Genomic DNA, 23,845 nt, shown 5'->3' with positions numbered 1-23,845 from the left:
GAGGGGCTTTATCCCGGTTTAGCTCAACCGATACAGCCCAGCCCCATGCGGCGGCAGCATCGCACTCACCCGCTCCGCCTGCGGCCCCAGCGCCTTGCCTTCCCACAAATCCCGCACGGCGACCGACCCGCCAATCCCCAGATCGCGCAGCTTCACGCCAACCTCCCGCGCCTTGTCGCCGGTGTTGAACAAAGCGATATAGCGCCCCTTCCCATCCTCCGGCACGGCCGACCAGATCCGCACACCGTCTTCCACGAAATGCGGGCAATTGCCCTGGCTCGCCTGATTGACCGCCAACACCTCTCTATTGGTCAGCAGCGCCAAAGTCGCCGCGTCCAGATGCCGCAAATCACCCCCCATGATCAGCGGCGACCGAGCAATCGCCCACAATGTCATCAGCGTCTTCTGTTCGTCCGGCGTGAAGCGCGTATCCCGCTCGCCAAGCGCCAGCCGCCCCAATGGCAGCATATCCGCATCCGGCCATGATCCCGGCCCGCGATAGGGCGTCCAATTCTCCAGCCGGGTAAACTGCGCCTCCAGCATCGTCCAGTCGTCCCAGAAATCGTCGGAGATGCGCCACATCTGCGCATATTTGCGCACATGATCGCCCCGGATCACCGGCGTTTCACCCGGCGACAGGCTCAGGATGATCGGCCGCCCCGTCGCAACGATCGCCTTGTGCGCCGCCTCGATCTCCGGCGCATGCGCGTCATAGGGCCGGCTCATATCGTCCATCTTGACGAAATCGACGCCCCATTCGGCATAGAGGCGGAAGATGCTGTCATAATAGGCCTGCGCACCCGGCCGCGTCATGTCGACGCCATACATGTCCGGATTCCAGCTACAGATGCTTGTCCGGTCGGCAATGTCCGCCGCCCGATAGTTCGCGCCCAATATGGGAAGATTCTGCTCCACCGCAGCGCGCGGGATGCCGCGCATCACATGGATGCCGAATTTCATCCCCAACGCATGCACTTCTTTGGCCAACTGGGTGAACCCCTTGCCGCCGGCGCTGGAGGGGAAGCGATTGGGCGCCGGAATCATCCGGCCATAGCCATCCATCGCGGGCTTGGGTTTCGCATTATAGGTATAGCTCGACGCTTCGGGCTCATACCACTGAATGTCCACGGTGAAGATGTCATAGCCAAAGGGCAGCAGCTTATCCGCCATGATCCGGGCGGTTTCGCGGGCCTGCGCCTCGGTAATCGTCGTGGCAAAGCTGTTCCAGCTATTCCACCCCATCGGCGGACGCGGCGCCAACAGCGCCTTGCCCGCTTCCGTCGATGTTGCCCCGGCGCGCACCGCTCCCGCAGCCGCAAGCCCCGCCACACCGCCCGCGATCATATCGCGGCGGCTTGCCTTCCATGTCATCCTCGTCATTTGTCGGAGTTAATAGCAAGACCTTGCAAAGATCAAGGTCGCCACAGTCTTATATGATGCTATTATGATGCTATGACATAGCCATGATCCGACTACCGGGCGCGACCCGCTTCGCGCGCATCCGCGCCGATCTCGAAGCTATCCGCATTCCGCCCGGCCCCACGGCCTGGGCCTTCGAATTTCTGCTCTTCGGCTTCAAACAGGGCTGGGCCTGTCTGTTCGGCGGCCTGATGCTGGCGCTGCTGCTCGTCACCCACCTTTTCTATCCACCCGGCGCGCCGCTCCATCGCTATGATTTCCTGACGCTGGCGGCACTCGCAATTCAGGCCGGCATGCTCGCCTTTCGCCTCGAAAGCTGGGCGGAGGCGAAGGTGATCTTCGCCTTCCACCTGATCGGCACGATCATGGAACTCTTCAAGACACAGGCCGGATCATGGCTTTATCCGGAGGCCAGCCTGCTCCATATCGGCCCCGTACCGCTCTTCTCCGGCTTCATGTACGCCGCAGTTGGCAGTTACATCGCCCGCATCTGGCGCATCTTCGACTTCCGCTTCACCCATTATCCGCCGGTCTGGACGACGGTCCTGCTGGCCTGCCTCATCTATGTGAATTTCTTCGCCCATCACTGGCTGCCGGATATCCGCCTGGCGCTCTTCGCAGCGGCGATCCTGCTGCTGGGGCGAAGCTGGATCACCTTCACGCCCTGGCGCGAACCACGCCGGATGCCGCTCTTGCTCGGCTTCCTTCTCGTTGCGCTGTTCATCTGGTTCGCCGAAAATATCGGCACCTTCGCCAATGCCTGGACCTATCCCGATCAGCGACACACATGGCACATGGTCGGCCTCGCCAAGCTGGGAAGCTGGTATCTGCTGATGATCATCTCCTTCGTACTCGTGTCGCTGATCCACGGCATCCGCACGGACAAGGATTAGATCAGATAGCCCACCTCATATAGCCCCCAGCGCCGTCCCGCGAAGACCAGGGGCACGAACACGCTGCGCAGAGCGCGATAGCGCCCCTCGCCCAGATCCTGCCGATAGGTGAACAGGAAGAAGTCCCCCTCCTCATCCAGCGCCCGCCGCGTCTGGGCGTCCATGAAAATCTGCCGGTTGCGGGCATGTTCCATGTTCCAGTCATGCGCGCCGGGCCGCTGCGGCTGGCTGCGCGCGCTGACATGGGTGGGCAGATAGCCATTCATGTCGATCAGGCAACAGCCGATGATCGCCCCGTCCTGCGCCGTATGCCGGTCCAGCAAAGGCTGCAACGTGGCGTCGGCAAAATGGGTGAAGCCATTGAGATATTGCGCCGGCTCCGATCCGTCGATCCGCCGATAGCCGGTATCGAACAGGTCGCTCAGGCTGATCCGCCCCTCCGCTACCGCCGCCTCGATCAGCGCGCCGATTTCCTCCGCGCCCTCTTCGGCCAGGGCGATATATTTGCTGTTGCGCGTCTTTTGCGGCCCATGGGCGGCACTGTTGAGCATGGCATTGGCCATCCCCTCCAGCCCTTCCACCTGTTCGCGCGCCACATCCACCCGCGCCGCGCTTTCGCTGGAGGAGCGGCTGAACAGGAACAGTCCCTGCCGTAGAGCCGAGACATCGCCATCGGCCGCATCGGTGCAGGTCACGATCGCATCGGATCGCTCGCCAAATTGCGTCACCAGCGACGCGATTTCCGCCATGCTCAGCCGCAATCGGTCGATATGCGTGCCGACGTCGCGCCCCCGCACGATATTCGCCTCCACCCCGCCGATCAGCGCGCGTGCATCGCGGTCCAGTTGCCCCAGCTTGTCGCCCACGGACGCAGCGGACTCCCCCGCCTGCCCCGCCAGCCGCCGGATTTCGTCAGCCACCACCGCAAAGCCCTGGGTCGCCGCGCCGCCCCGTGCCGCCTCGATCGCAGCGTTGACGCCCAGCAACCGCGTCTGCCGCGCGATCGCGCCCAGATCCTCGGAAATATCGCCAACCGCCTCGATCACTTTCAGGAAGCGGCGCAAATGCCCTTCCAGCCCGGTGACATGCTCGACCAGCCCCGCCACTTCCCCCAGCGACAGGCCGATCACGTCATGGCCATCCGCGATGATATGCCCGGCCCGCCGCGCCGTCAGGCTCAGTTCCTGCGCAGCCGCGACGCTTTCGCTCTGGCTGGCGACCAGCATGTCCATATTGCTCTGCAAATTGCTCAGACGCGACGAATCGCCCTGAATGCGGCGATTAAGTTCCCCCAGAAATCCGGCCGTCTCGCTGCACTGCAATGCTATGTCGCTGGACCTCTCTCCCAGATCGGCCAGCAAATCCCCGTTTTCCAATTGCGCCCCGCAAAATCGATTATGTCTGGATAGTGACGCATTAACCTTGCACTGCAACACTTAATATTCGGCCAATAACCCGATCTTGCGCCGTGCCCTGTCCTGTCCGACAAGGGGCCATGCTGCTCAACTTCCTCGACGCGCTCCGCGCCGCCGGCATCAACGCCAGCATCAAGGAGCATCTTCTGCTGCTCGAAGCGCTCGACCGGGACGTCATCGCCCGCCGGCCGGAGGATTTCTATTATCTCGCCCGCGCGACCTATGTGAAGGATGAGGCCCTACTAGACCGTTTCGACCAGATTTTCGCGAAGGTCTTCAAGGGCGTACTCGGTCAGGATGGGGTGGAGGCGGACATTCCGGAGGAATGGCTGCGCCTCGTCGCCGAAAAATATCTCAGCGCCGAGGAGATGGAGAAGATCAAATCGCTGGGCGACTGGGACGAGATTATGGAGACTCTGAAAAAGCGGCTGGAGGAACAGAAGGAACGGCATCAGGGCGGCAACAAATGGATCGGCACGGGCGGCACCTCGCCCTTCGGTCATGGCGGCTATAATCCCGAGGGCGTCCGTATCGGCGGGGAAAGCCGTCACAAGCGCGCGATCAAGGTCTGGGAAAAGCGCGAATTCGCCAATCTGGACAACAGCCGGGAACTGGGCACCCGCAATATCAAGGTCGCGCTGCGCCGCCTGCGCCGCTTCGCGCGGGAGGGCGCGGCCGACGAACTGGACCTCGATGAAACCATCCGTGGCACCGCGCGACAGGGCTGGCTAGATATCCGCATGCGGCCCGAACGGCATAACGCGGTCAAGCTGCTGCTTTTCCTCGACGTCGGCGGATCGATGGATCCCTATATCCGGCTGTGCGAGGAACTCTTCTCCGCCGCAACCGGCGAATTCAAGAATATGGAATTTTTCTACTTCCATAACTGCCTTTATGAAGGCGTGTGGAAGGATAATCGCCGCCGCTTTTCCGAACGTATCCCCACCTGGGATATCCTCCACAAATATGGCCATGACTATAAGCTGATCTTCGTCGGCGACGCCGCCATGAGCCCTTATGAAATCATCCAGCCCGGTGGATCGGTCGAACATATGAATGAGGAGGCGGGCGCCGTCTGGCTCCAGCGCGCCTTCCAGACCTATCCTGCCGCCGTCTGGCTCAATCCGGCATCCCAGGCCCATTGGGGCTATAGCCAGTCGACGAAGATGATCCGCGACCTGATCAGCGACCGCATGTACCCGCTGACGATCGAAGGCATCGACGCGGCCATGCGGGAACTGACGCGGAAGCGATAGTAAGGGGCTGGCTGAACGCCGCTCGATGGCCTAGCTTCGCTGGCACCATAGCCCATAGGAGCATCGCCACGTCTTCCCGCACAACTGCGCCGCATGGCCCGCGCCTGTCACTTATGGCCAAACAGGCCGGCACGATCATCCCGCGTCTGACGCTGGCGATCACCCTGATCCTGCCGACTATCGCGCTGGCCGCCACGCCTCCGGTCGAAGGCACCATGTCGGTCGAAGCCACCACGGTCGACGGCGGATCAGCACCGTCCCCCGACATTTACCGCGACGCCGCCGCCAGCGCTCTGGCGGACAAGGGCTTCACCCTGTTGGAAGGCGCCGGTCATGCCGCCTTCACGATGCAACTGGCTGTTTCCACGTCCGAAGCCGGAACCGGAGAGGCACAGGTCGCGACCTCCGGTTCGAAGGTCGCAAAGGGCGGCGTGTCCGGTGCCGTGGGATCGGCGTTCAACATTCCCATGCCCTCGGGTAAATCCCGCCTCGTCGCGCTGGAGCGCACCCAACTCGACATGACATTGCGTAAGCGCGGCTCGGAAGAGATCGTCTGGCACGGCACCGCCCTCACCGTCCGATCGGCCGCAACCCCCGGCACTACCGCAGCCGACCTGTGCAATGCGCTGCTGCGCCAATATCCCGCACAGCCCGAAGCGGTGATCGGCGTCCCCTGAATATCGCCTGATTCGAACAGGATACATTTCGCGACAAAATCGCCCCCGCCGTGGCACAATCCTGCGACAGGCGGCTTTTACTCCTTGGTCCATCGAAAGAGTAAGAAGGAGAAGTCGCCATGAACCGGATCACCACCCTGGTCGCCGCTGCCGCCGCCACGCTGGCCGTTGCCACGCCGATGGCTGCCAGCGCCGCTCCCTGGCAGACCATCAATGCCCGTCAGGCGCGCATCGACGCCCGCATCGATCAGGGCATCCGCTCCGGCGCGCTCAACCGGAATGAGGCCTATCGCCTGCGCTCCGATTTCCGCGCTTTGTCCGCCCGCGAAGCCGACTATCGCCGGTCGGGTGGCCTCAGCTACCGCGAACGCGCCGATCTCGACCGCCGCTTCGATGCGCTCAGCGCACGGGTTAAGGTTCAGAAGCATGATGGCCAGCATCGCCGCTGGTAACGCCGAAAGGGCGGCCCGCTATCCTATGGCGGACCGCCTTGCTATTCTGCGCTCGTGCCTTTCCGATAGGATCAGGCCAGCGCAATAAAATGTCGAAACTTGCGGGAAATATGCGAAGTTAAGCGCGGAACAGCACGCCGCCCATCATCGCCTCCGGCACCCCGGTCGTCCCCGGAAAGCTGATCGGCAGCCCCTTGAGATGCCGCACAGCCATATAGGCGAAACCCTGCGCCTCCAGCGCATCGCCATCCCATCCCAGCCGATCGACGCTCAGCACTTCCGCGCCGGTCCGCTGCGCCAGCATCGCCATCAGCGTCCCATTATGCCGACCGCCGCCCGCGACATGGATTTGCGCAGGCCGCTCCGGCAAATGGTCCACGCCCCGCGCCACCGCTGCCGCCGTGAAGGCTGTCAGCGTCGCCGCGCCATCCTCCAGAGACAGCCCTCGCACCGCCTCGATACTGAACTGCTCGCGGTCGATGCTCTTGGGCGGCGGCGCGGCAAACCAGGGATCGGCCATCATCGTCGCCAGCCGCGCTTCATCCACCTGCCCCCGCGCAGCACAGGCGCCCCCGGCATCATAGGCCGCATCCCCATGCGTCTGCATCCAGTTATCGATCAGCCCGCTCGCCATGCCGGTGTCGAACGCAATCAGCGTTCCGTCCGCCCCGATGAAGGTGATATTCGCCACCCCGCCCAGATTGAGTATCGCCGCCGGCTTCACCAGCGCATCGGCCAGCGCGCGATGATAGACCGGCATCAGCGGTGCGCCCTGCCCGCCCGCCGCCACATCCGCGCTGCGCAGGTCCGCCACCACATCGATGCCGAACGCCCCGGCCAGCCCCGCGCCATCGCCAATCTGCCAGGTCCATCCCCATTCGGGCCGATGCGCGACGGTATGGCCATGGAAGCCGATCACGCCCACATCCTCGGCAATATGCCCGCTGCGCCCCAGCAGGTCCGCCACCGCCTGCACATGCCGTTCGGTCAGTTCCGCCTCGACCGATGCGATCAGCGGCTCGAACCCCGGCTTGTCCATCGCCATCGCCCGCTGGCACGCCTCGGCCAGCCGCAGGCGAAAGCCATCATCATATTCCATGGCATGGAAAGCGACCGCCTCGACCTGCCCCTCGCCATCCGTCTCGATCAGGGCCGCGTCGATCCCGTCGCGCGATGTGCCGGACATCAGGCCGATTGCTAACATGATCGAAAACTCCACCTCTTTTACACTGGCTGTCCCAATGCTACAGGCGCGCGCCATGAGCAACTATCAGTCCGATCTCCTGCGCCTGCTCGAAGCGCGCGGCTTCATCCACCAGCTGACCGATGCGGAAGGGCTCGATACCCTCGCCAAAAGCCAGGTGGTGCCAGGCTATATCGGCTTCGATCCGACGGCGCCCTCGCTGCATGTCGGTCATCTCGTGTCGATCATGATGCTGCGCCAGTTGCAGAAGGCCGGGCACAAGCCGATCGTCCTGATGGGCGGTGGCACCGGCAAGATCGGCGATCCCAGCTTCAAGGACGAAGCCCGCAAGCTGCTGACCCACGACCTCATTCAGGAGAATGTGGCGAGCATCAAGCGCGTGTTCGAACGCTTTCTGACCTTCGGTGACGGCCCCAGCGACGCGATCATGCTCGACAATGCCGAATGGCTCGACAAGCTGGAATATATCCCCTTCCTGCGCGACATCGGCCAGCATTTCTCGGTCAATCGGATGCTCAGCTTCGATTCGGTGAAGCTGCGTCTCGACCGCGAGCAGTCGCTCAGCTTCCTCGAATTCAACTATATGATCCTTCAGGCCTATGACTTTCTGGAACTGTCGCGCCGTTCGGCCTGCCGTCTCCAGATGGGCGGATCGGATCAGTGGGGCAATATCGTCAACGGCGTCGAACTCGCCCGCCGGGTCGACGGCCAGCAGGTCTTCGGCCTCACCACGCCCCTGCTCACCAATGCCGACGGCACGAAGATGGGCAAGACCGTGGGCGGCGCCGTCTGGCTGAACGAAGACCAGTTGTCGCATTACGACTATTGGCAATTCTGGCGGAACACCGCCGACGCCGACGTCGCCAATCGCCTGCGCCTCTTCACCGACCTGCCGATGGATGAAGTTGCCCGTCTCGCTGCGCTGGAAGGCGCGGAGATCAACGAAGCCAAGAAGATCCTCGCCAATGAAGCCACCGCGCTCTGCCGTGGCCTCGACGCTGCAACGGCATCGGCCGAAACCGCGAGGCTGACCTTCGAGGAAGGCGCGTCGGACGCCAATCTGCCGACCGTCAGTCTGGGCGCCGAAGGCCTGACCGTGGTGCAGGCCACCACGGGCCTGGGCTTCGCCACCTCCAACAAGGAAGTGCGTCGCAAGCTGACCGAAGGCGCGATCAAGGTGAATGGCGAAACCGTCACCGATCCCAACGTCACGCTCAAGCCCGGCGACAAGCTCAGCTTCGGCGCGAAGAAGCACGGTCTGGTCATCGACTGATCCTTAGAAGGGAGCGTTAGCGACCGATTAACGCTCCCTCCTAACAAAGCGTCCATCTTCGGCGCTCTAGACTCGGGGCCATGTCCCCCTCGGTCTTTGCCAATCTCGGCCATGTTCTGCGCTCGCGCGATCCTTCGGTCGAACAGCGCCGCGCACGCCGCGATCTGGTCGACATGGTGAGCCACATTACCGCGCAGGATCGCAGCCACGCCGCGCAGATCATCAACATCTCCATCCTCGGCCTCATGTGCCGCAGCGACGCGCCGCTGACGCCCGGCACACGGGTCAGCATCTGGCTGCCGGTCGTGCAGGACTATGCGGCCGATATCCGCTGGGTGCAGGATGGCCGCATCGGCATGGAATTTGCCGAGCCCATCACGCCCCATGTCTATGATGCGATGCTGGCCCTCATTCCGCCGCGTCGGACAGCCTGGTAAAGCCTTCCCCAGCCTCCAGACGCTGCCGCACGCGCACCAGCGCATCGGGCATGTCGGTACGCAGGAAATCCATCACCACCTCGCGCACTTCGCAGCGCAGGTCGAAGGCGATACCCGCATTGCGCGCGGATAGCAGCCCGCGCAGTTCCAGCGCCTCGGGCCGATGCTCCGTCACCTGCAATATCGCCACCCGCCCGTCCCAGCGGCTGTTGGCCTGCACCGCCTCGACAAATTTGGCCCGGATACGCGCCACATCGGCGGCTGGATCGACATGGAAGAAGACTGTGCCCAGCAGGTCCGACGTCTTCGTGGTCCAGTTCTGGAACGGCTTTTCCAGAAAATAGGATACCGGCACCACCATCCGTCGATCGTCCCAGATGCGCACGATCACATAGGTCAGCTTGATCTCCTCGATCCGCCCCCACTCGCCCTCGATGATGACGACATCGTCCAGCCGGATCGGTTCGGAAAAGGCCATCTGGATGCCCGCGATCAGATTTTTGAGCGCAGGCTGCGCCGCCGCACCCACCGCTAGTGCCGCCAGGCCGGCCGACGCCATCAGCGACACGCCGATCGTCCGCACACCCGGAATGGCAATCAGCATCATCGCGATCACCAGAAAGCCGACGATACATTGGCAGATGCGATACAGGATGCTGATCCTGGTGCGATGCCGCCGGGCCTTCAGATTATCCTCGACACTGATGTCGGCCCGCGCCTCCATCATCGCCTTGCCCGCATGCATCACCCGCAGGATCAGCCAGCCGACCAGCAGCGCAAAGACCATCCGCGCCCCGATCGACCAGATATCCTCGACCTGATCGCCCAGTTCGATGGACTTGAGGCCAGCGCCCAGCGCCAGCAACACCACCAGCCATCGCGTCGGCTGATAGATGGCGGGCAGCAGCACAGGCTCGATCCGGGAATGTTTCGCAACCCGCAGCGCAATCCAGTAGAGCGCCCAGTGGATCAGGAAAGCGGCAGCCACCGAAATGGCGATCGACATCACCGCCATCGGCGTGATGTGGGTCAGGCTGATATCGGACATGCGGGGGCAACGCGGGCAAGCGCGGTTTTGTTTCGCAAGTGCGAGATGTTTTTGGGGAGGGCTAGAAACGCCATACGCCGCCCAATCCTCACCGTCATCCCCGCGAAGGCGGGGACCCATCTCCCGACATTTCCCCTTGCTGCTGGGTCAGGAGATAGACTCCCTTCTCTGTACGAATGACGGCATAGGGTGGGAAGTGGAAGGCCTGCTCACCGTGGGACAGGTTGGTAAGTAGACGTTGCAGACAGCCACTCGTGCGACCATCATCGCATCATGCGCTACCACCTAATCAAACTCTTTCCTGCCATACTTCTTATGACACAGGCATGCCAACGACAACCAGCCTCTCTACCAGACAATCTAATACAAGAATTGAGGCTGGGGATGCCCGGCATTAGCGAGCAATGTCTTGAGACGATTAAATATGGAGGCATCCTAGCTATGCCCGAAACGGATCAATGCTTTGAAATGACCACTGAAAAAAGGTGGAAAGGGATATGGCGCAAGGCGTTCGAAGTTTCTCGCTTTTGTCCTGCCCCGGCCTCTGCTTGCTCTTATGAAACAGATGGCGATCGTATCTGGCTCTCAGGAAAGGCTCCGGTTTACGTGGGGAATGATGACGGCCTTTACGCAATTGAATTTGTAGGCAAACAAACAGTTCATAAAGGAAAATACGGGCATATGGGGGCGTTTGACCATGAAATAATCGCCGACAAAGTCATCAGCCTGAGGCTGATGTCGGCTGATGCAAATTCGAGGCCATAAGCCCCCATCTGACCGCAACCACTCATCCCCCCCTTAGCAACCCCACCGCCGCATCCTTCTCGAACAAATAGAGGCAGGTCCGCGCCGCCTGCCCGCGCGCGCTGTCCAGCCCGCCATCCCGCTCGATCAGTAAATGCGCATCGTCCCGCGCCGCGTCCACCAAAGCCGCGACATGCTCCGGCGTGGCGACCTTCAGTTCCGCCTCGCCGGACTGGCGCGTGCCCAGCACTTCGCCCGCGCCGCGCAGCTTCAAATCCTCCTCGGCGATGCGGAAACCATCATTCGTCTCCCGCATCAGCGCCAGCCGCGCCCGCGATGTCTCGCCCAGCGAATTGCCGCGCAGCAGCAAACAGGTCGACGGCTTGTCGCCGCGCCCCACCCGTCCGCGCAACTGGTGCAACTGGGCGAGGCCGAACCGGTCCGCCCCCTCGATGATGATCAGGCTGGAGTTGGGCACGTCCACGCCCACTTCGATCACCGTGGTCGCGACCAATATCTGCGTGCGATTGGCGGCGAAGGCCTCCATCGCCGCATCCTTGTCCGTCCCCTTCATCTTGCCATGCACCAGCCCGACCCGGTCGCCGAAGCGTTGACGCAGCGTCTCGGCCCGCATCTCGGCCGCCGCCTGATCGCTGGTTTCGCTCTCCTCGACCAACGGGCACACCCAATAGGCCTGCCCCCCGCCCTCGACATGGCGGGCCAGCGCATCGACCACCTCGTCCAGCCGGCTTGCGGCCATCACCAAGGTCTGGATCGGCTGACGGCCCGGCGGCATCTCGTCCAGCCGCGAGACGTCCATCTCGCCATAATAGGTCAGCGTCAGCGTGCGCGGGATCGGCGTCGCCGTCATCACCAGCAGATGCGGCGATCGCTCCGCCTTGCTCGCCAGCATCATGCGCTGCGCCACGCCGAAGCGATGCTGTTCGTCGATCACCGCCAGACCAAGCGCCTTATATTGCACCGCTTCCTGAAAAATGGCGTGGGTGCCGACGAGAATGTCGATGCTCCCGTCCGCCAACCCCATCAGCGTCGCTTCGCGCACCTTGCCCTTCTCGCGGCCCGTCAGGACCGCAATCTCGATTGGCAGGCCCGACGCCATTTTCCGCAACGTCTCATAATGTTGCCGCGCCAGGATTTCGGTCGGCGCCAGCATCGCGCCCTGCATCCCCGCCTCGACCGCGTTCAGCAGCGCCATCAGCGCCACCAAAGTCTTGCCCGACCCGACATCGCCCTGAAGCAGGCGCAACATCGGCGTCGCCTGCGCCATGTCCCCCTCGATCTCACCGATCGACCGCCGCTGCGCACCCGTCGGCGCGAAGGGCAGCTTGAGCATATCGCGCAGCCGCCCATCGCCCTGGATCGACACGCCCCGCCGCCGCCGCGATGATTGCCGCACCAGCATCAGCGCCAATTGGCCTGCGAAAATCTCGTCATAGGCCAGCCGCTCGCGCGCCTTTGCGTCGGACGGATCCGCATGCACCCGCCCCAGCGCCTCACGCCACGCGGGCCATTGCTTGCGCGCCAGCAGGCTTGGCTCGATCCACTCCGGCAGTTCCGGCGCCCGCGCCAAAGCCTGCGCCGCAATATCGCGCATCCGGTTGTTGGTCAGCCCTTCCGACAATCCATAGACCGATTCGCGCGCCGGCACCGTGTCCGCTTCTTCGGGCGGCAGCACATAGTCGGGATGCACCATCTGGAGATTGTCGCCATAGGCCTCCAGCTTGCCCGACACGAATTTGGGTTCGTTGAGCGGCAGCAGCTTGCGCGGCCAGCCGCTATTCTTTCCGAAGTAAACGAGGGAGACGACGTTCGCCCGCCCGTCGATCGCCTGCACCCGAAAGGGCGCGCGCGGGCTGCTGCTGGCGCGATAATCCACCGGCGTCAGCATCGTGCCGATCACCCGCCCCGCATCCGCCATATCCAGTTCGTCGGTCAGGTGCCGGTCCACCCAGCTGAGCGGGATATGGAAGGCCACATCGACCGCGCGCGCCAGCCCGAGCCGCTCCAGCGGACGGGCAAGCGCGGGGCCGATCCCCTTGAACAGGGATATTTCGGCAAAGAGCGGATTGAGAATATCGGGTCGCATGGCTATCTGACGGCATCTAGACCAACCGGGACGGTGGTTCAAACACCTGATCGGTTGAATGGCCATGCTCATTTTCACCGTTCGTGCTGAGTAGGGACTGAGCTTGTCGAAGGCCCGTATCGAAGCATCCGCGCTTCGCCTGATCCTTCGATACGCCGTTTCGACAGGCTCAACGGCTACTCAGGACGAACGGATTTTCTTGATGACGACCAACGACAATCCCCAGATGCGCCGCATCAAATTCCGGGCCTGGCATCGCGGCACGCGGGAAGCGGACTATACGGTCGGCGGTTTCTTCGAACGCTATCATGCGCAATGGAATGACGAAGAAATCGCCTGGTTCGAAAAATTCATGGACGAACAGGATGCCGACATCATCGGCTGGGCAGTCGGCACCATCCCGGTGCCCGAAGAGTGGAAAGGCCCGATGATGGACAAGTTCCTGAAACTCGATTTCGTGAAGATCGAGAACTGACAAAATCCCCCCTCCCGTAGGCGGGAGGGGCCGGGGGTGGGCCTGCGCCACCTCTGTTGCATAAGGCCCACCCCTAACCCCTCCCGCAAGCGGGAGGGGGATGAGTAGCAAGATGACCGATCTCCAGAAAATCCTGAAGGCGAAGGCGCCGCTCACCCTGTCGGGCGTGCCCGCCGGTTTCCAGCCATGGCTGCTGGCAGACATCGCCCGCGCGGCAGGCGCTGCGGGTGGCCGCGCGGTCTTCATCGCATCGGACGAGCAGTTGATGCGTGCCGTCGCGGACACCGCGCATTATTTCGCGCCGGAGATCGAGATCATCGAAATCCCCGCCTGGGACTGCCTGCCCTATGACCGGGCCAGCCCCTCGCTCCGCGCTGCCTCCGCCCGACTCGCAGGCCTCCACGCGTTGCAGGCCAAGCCCAAAGGCCCGCAACTGGTCGTCACCACGCTGGCGGCGATGACCCAGCGTACCCTGACGCCCTTCCGCGTGCGCCAGTTGGTCGCGAAGCTCGCACCCAAAGAACGGATCGCCATCCAGAAGCTGGCCGAAATGCTGCAAGCGAACGGCTATGTCCGCACCGACACGGTACATGACCGGGGCGAGTTCGCCATTCGCGGCGGCATCGTGGACCTCTTCCCCGGCGGCGAGGAGATGCCGTTGCGCCTCGACTTCTTCGGCGACGAGATCGAGACGGTCCGCCGCTTCGACCCGTCCGACCAGCGCACGATCGAGAATGTCGACGGCTTCACCCTCCTCCCCGCGTCCGAAGCCCTGCTGGACGAAGACACGATCAAGCGCTTCCGTGGCCGCTATCGTGAGACATTCGGCGCGACCGCGACCGGCGACCCGCTCTATCAGGCGGTCAGCGATGGCCGCCGCCTGGCCGGCATGGAACATTGGCTGCCCTTGTTCGAGGAAAAGCTGGTTCCCCTGACCGATCACCTCGGCGAAGGCACCGTCCTCATCCGCGACCATGGCGTCGCCGGCGCGGCGGAGAGCCGGTTCGAGGCGATCCGCGACTATCACGCCAACCGGGTGCAGGCAAAGTCGTCCGACCCCGGCTCCTATCGCCCGTTGAAACCCGACGCGCTCTACCTGAACGCCGCCGAATGGGACGCCGCCGTCGCGACGCTCCCCATGCACGGCACGACGCCCTTCCACGAACCCGACAGCGCGACCGTCCTCGACTTCGCGGTGGATGGCCCCCGCGACTTCGCCCCCGAACGCGCGCAGAACACGAACATCTACGAAGCCGTCGGCAAGCACATCGCCACGCTCCGCCGCGACAAGAAAAAGGTAGTCATCGCCAGCTATTCCGGCGGCGCGCGCGAACGCCTGTCGGGCCTGCTCGCTGACCATGGCGTGTCCCGTCTCGCCGCCGCGGACAATTGGCAGGAAGCGCTTGGCATCGCGGCGGGCGGCAGCGTCACGCTCACCGTCCTGCCGCTCGACCATGGTTTCACCGCGCCCGACGTCGCCGTCCTCACCGAACAGGATATGCTGGGCGACCGCCTCGTCCGCCGCGCCAAGCGCAAGAAGAGCGCGGACGCCTTCCTCCAGGAACTGGCCACCCTCTCGCCCGGCGACCTTGTCGTCCATATGGATCACGGCATCGGCCGTTATGAAGGGCTGATGCAGATTCCGGTGGCGAAAGCCCCGCATGACTGCGTCGCCCTCTCCTATGCCGGGGGCGACAAGCTCTATGTCCCGGTCGAAAATCTCGAAGTCCTCTCCCGCTATGGCAGCGACAGCGACGGCGTAAGCCTCGACAAGCTGGGCGGCGAAGCCTGGCAGCGGCGCAAGGCGAAAATGAAGGAGCGCATCCGCGAAATCGCGGGTGAATTGCTCAAGACCGCCGCTGAACGCGCCCTGCGCAACGCCACCGTGGCGGAGCCGGATCAGGCGGGCTATCCTGCCTTCGTCGATCGCTTCCCCTATCAGGAAACCGAGGATCAGGACCGCGCCATCAGCGACGTGGTGGAGGATCTGGGCGCGGGCAAACCGATGGACCGGCTCGTCTGCGGCGACGTCGGCTTCGGCAAGACCGAAGTGGCCCTGCGCGCCGCCTTCGTGGCCGCCATGGCGGGAATGCAGGTCGTGGTCATCTGCCCCACCACGCTGCTCGCGCGCCAGCATCACATGAATTTCGAGGAGCGTTTCCGCGGCTTCCCGGTCAATATCGGCCGCCTCTCCCGCCTCGTCCCCGACAAGGAAGCAAAGGCGACCAAGGCCGGCCTTGCCGACGGCACCGTCGATATCGTCGTGGGCACCCACGCGCTGCTGGCCAAGGGGCTGGAATTCAAGCGCCTCGGCCTGGTCATCGTCGACGAAGAACAGCGTTTCGGCGTCACCCACAAGGAACGCTTGAAGTCACTAAAGACCGACGTTCATGTCCTGACGCTCACCGCCACGCCCATCCCGCGGACGCTGCAAATGGCGATGTCGGGCCTGCGCGAACTGTCCGTCATTCAGACCCCGCCGGTCGATCGCCTCGCCGTGCGCACCTACATCATGCCATGGGACGGCGTCGTCATCCGCGAAGCCCTGCTGCGCGAACATTATCGCGGCGGCCAGAGCTTCTTCGTCGTGCCACGCATCGCCGACCTCACCGAAGTCGAGGAATTCCTGCGCACCGAAGTCCCCGAAATCAAACCCATCGTCGCCCATGGCCAGATGTCGGCCACCGATGTCGAAGAACGCATGTCCGCCTTCTACGACAAACGCTACGATGTGCTGCTCTCCACGACGATCGTGGAATCCGGTCTCGACATCCCCAGCGCCAACACGCTGATCATCCACCGCGCCGATCGCTTCGGCCTTGCCCAGCTCTACCAGCTGCGCGGCCGCGTGGGACGTTCCAAGACGCGCGCCTATGCCTATTTCACCACGCCAGCCAATCGCATCATCACCGAAACGGCGGAAAAGCGTCTGAAGGTCCTGTCCGACCTCGACACGCTCGGCGCAGGCTTCCAACTCGCCAGCCACGACCTCGACATTCGCGGCGCAGGCAATCTTGTCGGCGACGAACAATCGGGCCATATCAAGGAAGTCGGCTTCGAACTCTACCAGTCGATGCTGGAAGACGCGATCATGGACGCCAAGGCCGGCGGCGTCGGCATCGAGCGGCGCAGCGACAGCTTCTCGCCCCAGATCACCGTCGACGCGCCGATCCTGATCCCCGACGATTATGTGCCGGACCTTGACCTGCGCATGGGCCTCTATCGCCGCATCAACGAGCTTGAGGATCGTCAGGGTCTGGAGGCGTTCGCCGCCGAACTGATCGACCGTTTCGGCAAGTTGCCCCTGCCCACGCAAAACCTGCTCAAGATCATCGAGATCAAGCAGAACTGCCTGATCGCGAACATTTCGAAAATCGACGTCGGGCCAAAGGGCGCGCTGGTCAGCTTCTTCGAGGATCGCTTCCCCAAGCCCGTCGGCCTCGTCGCCTATGTCCAGAAACTCAACGGCGTCGCTCGCCTGCGCCCCGACAGCAAGATCGTGGTCGAACGCGCCTGGCCCGACCCGCAGGCCCGCCTCAACGGCGCGCTGCAACTATCGAAGGGACTGATGAAGGCGGCGGGATGACGCCACATTATCCCCTCCCTTTACGGGAGGGGTCAGGGGTGGGTAGCGAGCGCAGCGAACTTCCGCTGTCCTATTCCGTCTTTGTCTGATCTATCCTGTTGGATGCCCCCGCTCCGCCGCCCCTCATTCGCCCGCCCAGCACGTCCAATCCGTGACCGGACCATGACCTGCAAGGCGCGTGGGCGGCGCGTCAGGATGACCCGACGGTGCGCCATCAGCGCGTCCCTGTTTCGCCACAGGAACTTTGCTGACGCGTCACAGGCGCATCATGCCCGAAAAATCCAGAAAACTGGCCTCCAGCGACGGTGTGAACTTCGCCGTAGACGCGCTGGCGTGACCCTACCACCCGACCTCCATGTCGCCATTCCTCATCAACCAGCAAACAAGCAGCAACAGTGGAAACCTAAATCCAGCGAAGACGACCGGGCAGCAAAGTCCGGCGTCACAAGCAGGAGAATGCAAATGAGTTTGATCATCGCCCTCGCGGCGGCCGCCGCGACCCACAGCGTCACTGTCGAGCATCACGGCCAGCAACTCGGCGCCACCTACACCGCCCGCGCCGAAATGCGCACAAAGACGATCGGCGCCAAGACGCCCAACCGCATGGATGGCCAGCGTTGCCAGTGGACCGCGACCGTCGTCGTCGACCGCAAGCTGGACCATGGTCCGGCGCTCGCTCGCACCATCGCCACCGACAAGCGTTTTTCGGGCAGCGAAGCCGGTGCCTGCACGCCCGGCCGCAATTCGGGCGCCCGCAACCTTGCCCAGCATCAGAAAAAGATAGAAGCGCATCTGGTCGCGGTGGCACAGGCCGATCGTGCGCCCCTTCTCGCTGAACTGGACTCGGTACGTAATCTTGCATCCAACTGATCGTCTCTGCCGCGTGGCATGGCTGGGAGCATTGCTGCTCGCTGGCCATGCCGTTCCGGCCACCGCCCAATATGCCGCCGGCACGACCGTCACGCTCGAAGCCGCCAGCGACGAACGCCGCCGTGGCCTTAGCTGGAGCGATGGCGATCCCGTCCTGCGCGGCAGTCTGTCCGTGCCCCTTACGGAAGGCCTCAGTCTTGACGGCACCGCCACGACGCTTTGGGGCAGCGATCGGCATGGCGGCGCAGACGCCGTGCTGGACCTTGGCGCCACCTATGCGAAGCAACTGGGCGGCTGGCGCCTGACCGCAGAGGGCCGCTACCATCTGTTCCCCGGCGCTGCCGGACAGGGCTATGGAGAGGTCGGCGCCATCGCCGGTTTTGCCCTCGGCCCGGCCAATGTCGATCTTGGCGCCCGCTATGCCCCGCGCCAGTCCGCAATCGGCGGCGATAATCTCTATCTCTCGGCCAGCGGCGCCTTTGCCATACCGGCCACGCCCTTCACCCTGTCCGCCCATGTCGGTCATTCGTCGGGCGACGTAAGCGATCCCGTTCAGGCTGCGCGCCTGCGTCCAGGCGGCAGCTATTGGGACCATGGCGTCGCGATCGACTGGTATCGCGGGCGCTGGTCCGCTGGGCTGCGCTACGCCGACACGGATATCGATGCGGCCGATAACACCCATGCCGGTGCCAGCCTGATAGCGCGGGTCGGCTTCACCCTATAGGCAGCCCTGTCCTATCCCATGCGGATTTGCTAATCAGTCCGTCAAAGGGGAGAACATGATCATGCCCGTCGAAATCAAAATCCTAGCCTGGGGCATGATCCTGCTCCTCGTCCATATCTTTGCCGCCGCCCATGTGAAGACCAAGCAATATGGCGCGAAATGGAATATGGGCGCGCGCGACGCGCATTTGCCGCCGCTGAACCCCATAGCGGGTCGCCTCTCGCGTGCGGAAGCCAATTATAAGGAAACCCTGCCCATCGCGATCGTCGCGCTGATCGGCGTGGTGCTGGCCGGCAAGACGAGCGAATGGACGGCGCTCGGCGGCTGGATCTGGCTCGGCGCGCGGATCGTCTATCTGCCGCTCTATGCCGCTGGCGTGCCCGTCGTCCGCACGATCATGTTCATGGCCAGCCTCGTCGGTCTGTTGATCGCGCTCTGGCCGCTGCTGGGTTTCTAACCCCGCAGCACCAGATTGATCAGGTCGGCGGAAGCGACCCCTGCCGATCGCAGGAAGCCCTGATAATAATCGCACCCTTCCCGCGCCAGCAGGTCGAGTTGCTCTTCCGTCTCGACGCCTTCGGCAATCACCTTCAGGCCCAGCGACTTGGCCATGTGAATGACGCCGCGCACGATGATCCGGTCCCGCGCCGTTCCGGCAATATCCTGCGCCAGCCCGCTATCGATCTTGAGATAGTCGAGCGGCAGGCTTTTCAGATAAGCGAGACTGGAATAGCCCGTGCCGAAATCGTCGATCGCTACCGCCAGCCCCTCGGCCCGCAGCGCCGTCAACAGCGCACCGGCCGCGCCGACATCTTCGATCAGCCCGCTCTCGGTAATCTCCACCGTCAGGCGTGACCGGGGAAAGCCGCTGCCGTCGACCAGCCCCAGCAAATTGCCCATGAAACCGGGCTGGGCAATGTCCGCCGCTGTAACGTTGATCGACAGGCGCAGGTCCGACAAGGCACCCGGCCAGGCAGCTGCCTGTCGCAAGGCCTCCGCCTGAATATGCGCCGACAGCGGCAACATATAGTCGGACCGTTCCGCCGTAGCGAACAAGATACCCGCGCCCAGCGGCCCATAATGGGGGTGATTCCACCGGGCGAGCGCCTCGACACCGCTGATCTTGTCGCTATCGACCGGATATTGCGGCTGGAACACGATGCCGATCTCGCCCCGATCCAGCGCGAGGCGCAGGTCGGTTTCCAGCCGGTCGCCATCGACCTGCCGACTCTGTCGCTCGGCGGAAAGGATGCGGATGCCCTCCCCGCCACCTTGTCGTGCATCGGACAAAGCCGTCCCGGCCCGCCGCAGCAATTGGGTAGCGTCATCCTCGGTGCGTGCCTGCGCAATGCCGCAACGGGCGGTCAGGCGAATCAGATGGTCGCCGGCGCTGAACGGTTGCCCCACCGCGCCGATCAATTGTCGCGCCAGAAAGGTCGCCCGGTCGCTGCCCGCCGTCTCGCCAGTCAGGCCGATCAGAAACTCCGTCCCGGCGATGCGGGCGACCATGGCGCCGGGCGCGACATCGTCGACCATCCGCTCGATCCGCCGGGCGATCCGGCCCAGCAGCGCGTCGCCCACAACCTGCCCATAGGCCGCATTCATCCGGTCGAACTGGCTGATCGACAGCAGCAGGATCGTAGTCGGCAATCCCACCCGCCGATCCAGCCATTCGAGCGCCGCCTGCCGCGATCGCAGGCCGGTCAGATAATCCCGGTTCGCGCCTTCCTGCTCATGCCCATCGGACAGCCATTCCACATCAGCGGCGATGGCCCCTGTCCCCGCGCGCAAATGGTGGACGAGTCGCTGGCCCGGTCGTCCCGGCACACTATGCGCCAGCGCGGCAGGATGCCCGGTGCTGCGCATCGCCTTCAATGCGGTCAATATGCTGCGCCGCTCGGACCGGGGCAAACGCCGCAGCAGCGTCGATGGCGCAACCTGGACATTCGCAAGCCCCAGATGCCGCGCCAGATTGTCACTCAACCGCAACAGGCGATGACCGCGCGCAAGATCCCAATAAAGCGCGTCACCGCGCCGGATGCGCTGCGCCCGCTGGCTATGCTGGGCGCCGCCGCCCAATCGCTCCACCAGTCGATAGGCGGAGGCCAGCGCCGCACCCAGCCGTGCGTCACTAACCGGCGCGACCAGATAATGGGTTGCCCCCGCCGTCATCAACGTGGGGATATGCGCTTCATCCTGCGGATCGATCAGCACCAGCAAGGCGCCACCACCCGCCTCCATTGCCGGCACCAAAGGCGCCAGCAATTCCGCCGCACCGCCTTTGCGCAGATCCACCAGCGCCACCTGCGCCTCGCTGTTCAGATAGCGTTGCGGCGCATCCTTGGCGCGCCGCGCACCGATGGCCCGCCAGCCCACGCGCTGCGCAGCCTGACGCAGCCCGTCCCGGTCCCCCGGCGACAGGATGAACAGGCTCCGCTGCCCATCGGTGCTCTGATCCCCACTCACAAATTTCGTTCCCCGGCGCGGCGCATTGCATCGCCTTAACAACAAGGCGTTACCGACCTCTTGCCTTCGCTGCAACGGGGGCGCTTGCACAGGCCATGTCCATCGCCTAGCTAAGCGTCATGGTCATGGCCGATCCTGAGCATATGCTGATGACTGACGGCCTGGGCCGCCGGATCAGCTATCTGCGCATATCGGTCACCGACCGATGCGATCTGCGTTGCCGCTATTGCATGGCCGAGCGGATGCAGTTCCTGCCGAAGAATCAGGTTCTGACGCTGGAAGAGATCGCGTTGCTAGCCGATCTCTTCATTGCACGGGGTATCGACAAAATCCGCCTGACCGGCGGCGAGCCGCTTGTCCGACGTGATATCGGCGATCTGGTTCACCGGATCGGTCGCCATCTGGGCAACGGGCTGCGCGAACTCACGCTCACCACCAACGGCACACGCCTGACCGAGCATGCCGAGATGCTGGTCGATGCCGGAGTCCGCCGGATCAATGTCAGCCTGGACAGCCGCGATGCCGATCGCTTTGCGCACATCACTCGAGGCGGCCAGATCGATCAGGTGCTCCGTGGCCTCGACGCCGCACAAAAGGCAGGCCTCGCGGTCAAGATCAACATGGTAGCGCTCAAAGGTGTGAACGAGGATGAAATCATCCCCATGCTGCACTGGTGCAATGATCAGGGTTTCGACCTCACCCTGATCGAAACCATGCCACTGGGCGAAACCGGCGAGGATCGCACCGACCATTATCTGCCGCTGACGGACGTCGCCGCCCAGATCGGCGCCCACCATGCCCTGGCGCCGATCGACTATCGCACCGGCGGCCCTTCCCGCTATTTCGCGGTGGAAGGCATGGCCGCTAAACTGGGTCTGATTACGCCGCTCACCCGCAATTTCTGCGCCGATTGCAACCGCATCCGCATGACCTGCGAGGGCAAGATCTTCATGTGCCTGGGCCATGAGGATCATGTCGATTTCAAGGAAGCGCTGCGCAATGGCGGCCTGGCCGCTGTTCAACCGTTGATCGATCGAGCGCTGCGCCTGAAACCCGCCGCCCATGATTTCCGCATCGGCGCGGGCGCCCGCGCTGCCACCCATCGTCATATGAGTGTCACCGGCGGATGAATGACGAACCCCGGCGCGCCTTGGTCGCGTCCCCCACCCAAGCCGCACGGGCGGCGGAAGAGCGGCTGCGCGCCTCCTATGATTTCGTGCCCGTCGATCAGGCGGACATGATCATAGCGCTGGGCGGCGACGGCTTCATGCTTCAGACGCTCCACTCCATGCTGGAGGGACGACGGATCGTTCCCGTGTTCGGCATGAACCTGGGCACCGTCGGCTTCCTGATGAACGAATGGCGGCTGGAGCGGCTGGAGCAACGGCTGGAAAAGGCCAAGAGCTTCAAGGTCAATCCGCTGCGCATGACGGTCGACACGGTCGACGGCGAGCGATTCTCCATCCCCGCGATCAACGAAGTGTCGCTGCTGCGCGAAACCCGCCAGACCGCCAAGCTGGAAGTACAGGTCAATGGTCGCCCGGTGCTGCCCGAACTGGTGTGCGACGGCGTGCTGGTCGCCACTCCGGCCGGATCGACCGCCTATAATTTGTCCGCTCATGGGCCGATCCTGCCATTGGGATCAGCGCTGGTCGCCCTGACGCCGATCAGTCCTTTCCGCCCGCGCCGCTGGCGCGGCGCGATCCTGCCTGAAAATACCGCCATCCGCTTCACCGTGCTTGATCCGGTCAAGCGTCCGGTCAGCGCCGTAGCTGACCAACGCGAAGTGCGCGACGTAGCGCAGGTGGATGTCGGCATCGACCGCGCGACCCCGCTGACCCTGTTGTTCGATCCCGAACACACGCTGGACGACCGCATCGCTGCCGAACAGTTCATCGCATAAATTTCCATCAATTGGCGCTTGCCATCTTCGGAAAAGCGCTGCTATAGGCGCGGCCTGCCCAGCGGAAGCCGGGTCGCTCCCCGATAGCTCAGCGGTAGAGCATTCGACTGTTAATCGAATGGCCGTAGGTTCGAATCCTACTCGGGGAGCCAATTTGGACAACCAGCTTCAGAGCCCCCGGTGGGGGCGCTGAAAGCCGATGCTCCAGGGGAAATTTTCTCAAGCATTGCAAAAGGTTCACGGAACTCGACGGTGAGTTCGCCGTTGGCCCATGTACAGTTCGAAAGTAGCAGTTTCAGAACGTTGATTTTGTCACTTGGAGACTGCAAAACGAAGGTTCTATGGGCCTTTCGAGCCAAATCCAGCAGTTCGATGCCATCGCCTATCAAGGCATCATCAACCTCGCGAAATCCTTCCAGCCGCTCCAAGCTCTGCATACGCTCGTCCCGCCATTCAGAGGCTAGCCGGTCGTACATGGCCACAGGAATCCTCCCCTCGAGGTGGTCAACATACAGCTTATCCATGCGGACCTGTAGGCAATCGGCCTCCGCCTTCAGCCGCACCATTGAGGTGGTCTGAGGTGGTCCCGCTTTTCTGGACAGGATGCTAAGTTAATCCCGACCTGATGGATTGGTACGGGAATGAAGACGACGAGAAAGCGCTATAGCGCCGATTTCAAAGCCAAGGTGGCGCTGGAAGCGATCCGGGGTGACCTGACGCTGGCGGAGTTGGCAGCCAAGCATGGCGTCCACCACATGATGATCGCGGCGTGGAAGCGGCAGGCCATTGACGGGATGGCAAGCACGTTCTCCGGAGCCGGCGATGCGGTCAAGGCTGCCAGCGAGAGCGAGGTAGAGAAGTTGCACGCCAAGATCGGGCAACTGGTGGTGGAGCGG

General features: G+C 63.4%; 22 protein-coding genes and 1 tRNA gene. 16 read left to right on the top strand and 7 right to left on the bottom strand.

The window, feature by feature from the left end:
• Positions 1–18: 18 nt before the first annotated feature.
• A complete protein-coding gene (locus tag BMY84_RS12010; RefSeq protein WP_093084124.1) occupies positions 19–1,371 on the bottom strand; it encodes a glycoside hydrolase family 27 protein in 1,353 nt (450 codons plus the stop codon).
• 92 nt (positions 1,372–1,463) lie between these two features.
• Here BMY84_RS12010 and BMY84_RS12005 point away from each other — a divergent pair, with 92 nt between their 5' ends.
• Complete coding sequence (locus BMY84_RS12005) at positions 1,464–2,312, top strand: DUF817 domain-containing protein (RefSeq protein WP_093084123.1); 849 nt, start codon at positions 1,464–1,466, stop codon at positions 2,310–2,312.
• Here the strand turns inward: BMY84_RS12005 and BMY84_RS12000 are convergent.
• Positions 2,309–3,673, bottom strand: a complete 1,365-nt coding sequence (locus BMY84_RS12000) for a methyl-accepting chemotaxis protein (protein ID WP_177204004.1) — start codon at positions 3,671–3,673, stop codon at positions 2,309–2,311. The two genes, BMY84_RS12005 and BMY84_RS12000, sit on opposite strands and share 4 nt — an antisense overlap.
• A gap of 134 nt (positions 3,674–3,807) precedes the next feature.
• Between BMY84_RS12000 and BMY84_RS11995 the strand changes: the two genes are divergently transcribed.
• From BMY84_RS11995 to BMY84_RS11985, 3 genes are all read left to right on the top strand, one after another.
• Positions 3,808–4,983: a vWA domain-containing protein gene (locus BMY84_RS11995; protein ID WP_093084120.1), complete on the top strand. Its 1,176-nt coding sequence runs from the start codon at positions 3,808–3,810 to the stop codon at positions 4,981–4,983.
• A gap of 113 nt (positions 4,984–5,096) precedes the next feature.
• The gene (locus BMY84_RS11990) at positions 5,097–5,660 is read left to right on the top strand and encodes a hypothetical protein (protein ID WP_093084118.1); all 564 of its coding nucleotides are present in this window, start codon (positions 5,097–5,099) and stop codon (positions 5,658–5,660) included.
• Positions 5,661–5,779: 119 nt separating this feature from the next.
• Positions 5,780–6,112: a hypothetical protein gene (locus BMY84_RS11985; protein ID WP_093084117.1), complete on the top strand. Its 333-nt coding sequence runs from the start codon at positions 5,780–5,782 to the stop codon at positions 6,110–6,112.
• Between the two features lie 118 nt (positions 6,113–6,230).
• Here BMY84_RS11985 and BMY84_RS11980 read toward each other — a convergent pair whose 3' ends face one another.
• Positions 6,231–7,316, bottom strand: coding sequence for an anhydro-N-acetylmuramic acid kinase (locus BMY84_RS11980; RefSeq protein WP_093084389.1), 1,086 nt, complete (start codon positions 7,314–7,316; stop codon positions 6,231–6,233).
• A 55-nt stretch (positions 7,317–7,371) separates the two neighbouring features.
• On the opposite strand from BMY84_RS11980, the gene tyrS reads away from it, so the two are divergent.
• Complete coding sequence (tyrS, locus tag BMY84_RS11975; RefSeq protein ID WP_093084115.1) at positions 7,372–8,589, top strand: tyrosine--tRNA ligase; 1,218 nt, start codon at positions 7,372–7,374, stop codon at positions 8,587–8,589.
• 80 nt (positions 8,590–8,669) lie between these two features.
• The gene (locus BMY84_RS11970; RefSeq protein ID WP_093084114.1) at positions 8,670–9,026 is read left to right on the top strand and encodes a PilZ domain-containing protein; all 357 of its coding nucleotides are present in this window, start codon (positions 8,670–8,672) and stop codon (positions 9,024–9,026) included.
• On the opposite strand, the gene BMY84_RS11965 is transcribed toward BMY84_RS11970, so the two are convergent.
• Positions 8,998–10,074, bottom strand: a complete 1,077-nt coding sequence (locus BMY84_RS11965; RefSeq protein WP_093084113.1) for a mechanosensitive ion channel family protein — start codon at positions 10,072–10,074, stop codon at positions 8,998–9,000. The genes BMY84_RS11970 and BMY84_RS11965 overlap by 29 nt on opposite strands.
• Before the next feature lie 384 nt (positions 10,075–10,458).
• On the opposite strand from BMY84_RS11965, the gene BMY84_RS11960 reads away from it, so the two are divergent.
• The gene (locus BMY84_RS11960) at positions 10,459–10,839 is read left to right on the top strand and encodes a hypothetical protein (protein WP_093084111.1); all 381 of its coding nucleotides are present in this window, start codon (positions 10,459–10,461) and stop codon (positions 10,837–10,839) included.
• A gap of 22 nt (positions 10,840–10,861) precedes the next feature.
• On the opposite strand, the gene recG is transcribed toward BMY84_RS11960, so the two are convergent.
• Positions 10,862–12,925 carry an ATP-dependent DNA helicase RecG gene (recG, locus tag BMY84_RS11955; protein ID WP_093084110.1) on the bottom strand — a complete coding sequence of 688 codons (2,064 nt, stop codon included), beginning with the start codon at positions 12,923–12,925 and terminating at the stop codon, positions 10,862–10,864.
• A 202-nt stretch (positions 12,926–13,127) separates the two neighbouring features.
• On the opposite strand from recG, the gene BMY84_RS11950 reads away from it, so the two are divergent.
• The 5 genes from BMY84_RS11950 to BMY84_RS11930 all read left to right on the top strand — a co-directional run bounded on the left by BMY84_RS11950 (position 13,128) and on the right by BMY84_RS11930 (position 19,037).
• Positions 13,128–13,400, top strand: coding sequence for a succinate dehydrogenase assembly factor 2 (locus tag BMY84_RS11950; protein ID WP_093084108.1), 273 nt, complete (start codon positions 13,128–13,130; stop codon positions 13,398–13,400).
• A 112-nt stretch (positions 13,401–13,512) separates the two neighbouring features.
• Entirely contained in the window at positions 13,513–16,986 is a 3,474-nt protein-coding gene (gene mfd, locus BMY84_RS11945) for a transcription-repair coupling factor (protein WP_093084107.1), read from the top strand.
• 462 nt (positions 16,987–17,448) lie between these two features.
• A complete protein-coding gene (locus BMY84_RS11940; RefSeq protein WP_093084105.1) occupies positions 17,449–17,856 on the top strand; it encodes a hypothetical protein in 408 nt (135 codons plus the stop codon).
• A 13-nt stretch (positions 17,857–17,869) separates the two neighbouring features.
• Complete coding sequence (locus tag BMY84_RS11935) at positions 17,870–18,580, top strand: TorF family putative porin (protein ID WP_256215223.1); 711 nt, start codon at positions 17,870–17,872, stop codon at positions 18,578–18,580.
• Between the two features lie 61 nt (positions 18,581–18,641).
• Positions 18,642–19,037, top strand: a complete 396-nt coding sequence (locus BMY84_RS11930; protein ID WP_093084387.1) for an MAPEG family protein — start codon at positions 18,642–18,644, stop codon at positions 19,035–19,037.
• Here BMY84_RS11930 and BMY84_RS11925 read toward each other — a convergent pair.
• Positions 19,034–21,046, bottom strand: a complete 2,013-nt coding sequence (locus BMY84_RS11925) for a putative bifunctional diguanylate cyclase/phosphodiesterase (protein ID WP_093084102.1) — start codon at positions 21,044–21,046, stop codon at positions 19,034–19,036. The two genes, BMY84_RS11930 and BMY84_RS11925, sit on opposite strands and share 4 nt — an antisense overlap.
• Positions 21,047–21,165: 119 nt before the next feature.
• Between BMY84_RS11925 and moaA the strand changes: the two genes are divergently transcribed.
• The 3 genes from moaA to BMY84_RS11910 all read left to right on the top strand — a co-directional run bounded on the left by moaA (position 21,166) and on the right by BMY84_RS11910 (position 23,101).
• The gene (gene moaA / locus BMY84_RS11920) at positions 21,166–22,176 is read left to right on the top strand and encodes a GTP 3',8-cyclase MoaA (RefSeq protein ID WP_093084101.1); all 1,011 of its coding nucleotides are present in this window, start codon (positions 21,166–21,168) and stop codon (positions 22,174–22,176) included.
• Positions 22,173–22,949: an NAD kinase gene (locus BMY84_RS11915; RefSeq protein ID WP_093084099.1), complete on the top strand. Its 777-nt coding sequence runs from the start codon at positions 22,173–22,175 to the stop codon at positions 22,947–22,949. The genes moaA and BMY84_RS11915 overlap by 4 nt, the downstream gene beginning before the upstream one ends.
• Positions 22,950–23,026: 77 nt before the next feature.
• Positions 23,027–23,101, top strand: a tRNA-Asn gene (locus tag BMY84_RS11910).
• On the opposite strand, the gene BMY84_RS11905 is transcribed toward BMY84_RS11910, so the two are convergent.
• Positions 23,087–23,431 (bottom strand): hypothetical protein, encoded by a 345-nt coding sequence (locus tag BMY84_RS11905; protein ID WP_177203994.1) that lies wholly within the window; start codon positions 23,429–23,431, stop codon positions 23,087–23,089. The two genes, BMY84_RS11910 and BMY84_RS11905, sit on opposite strands and share 15 nt — an antisense overlap.
• Positions 23,432–23,590: 159 nt before the next feature.
• Here BMY84_RS11905 and BMY84_RS11900 point away from each other — a divergent pair.
• Positions 23,591–23,845, top strand: a 255-nt coding sequence (locus BMY84_RS11900) for a transposase (RefSeq protein WP_143075031.1), incomplete at its 3' end; no start/stop codon positions are given.

Origin of the sequence: Sphingobium sp. AP50 (assembly GCF_900109095.1) — a bacterium.
Classification (GTDB): domain Bacteria; phylum Pseudomonadota; class Alphaproteobacteria; order Sphingomonadales; family Sphingomonadaceae; genus Sphingobium.
This window is presented reverse-complemented; position numbering and strand designations above follow the sequence as displayed.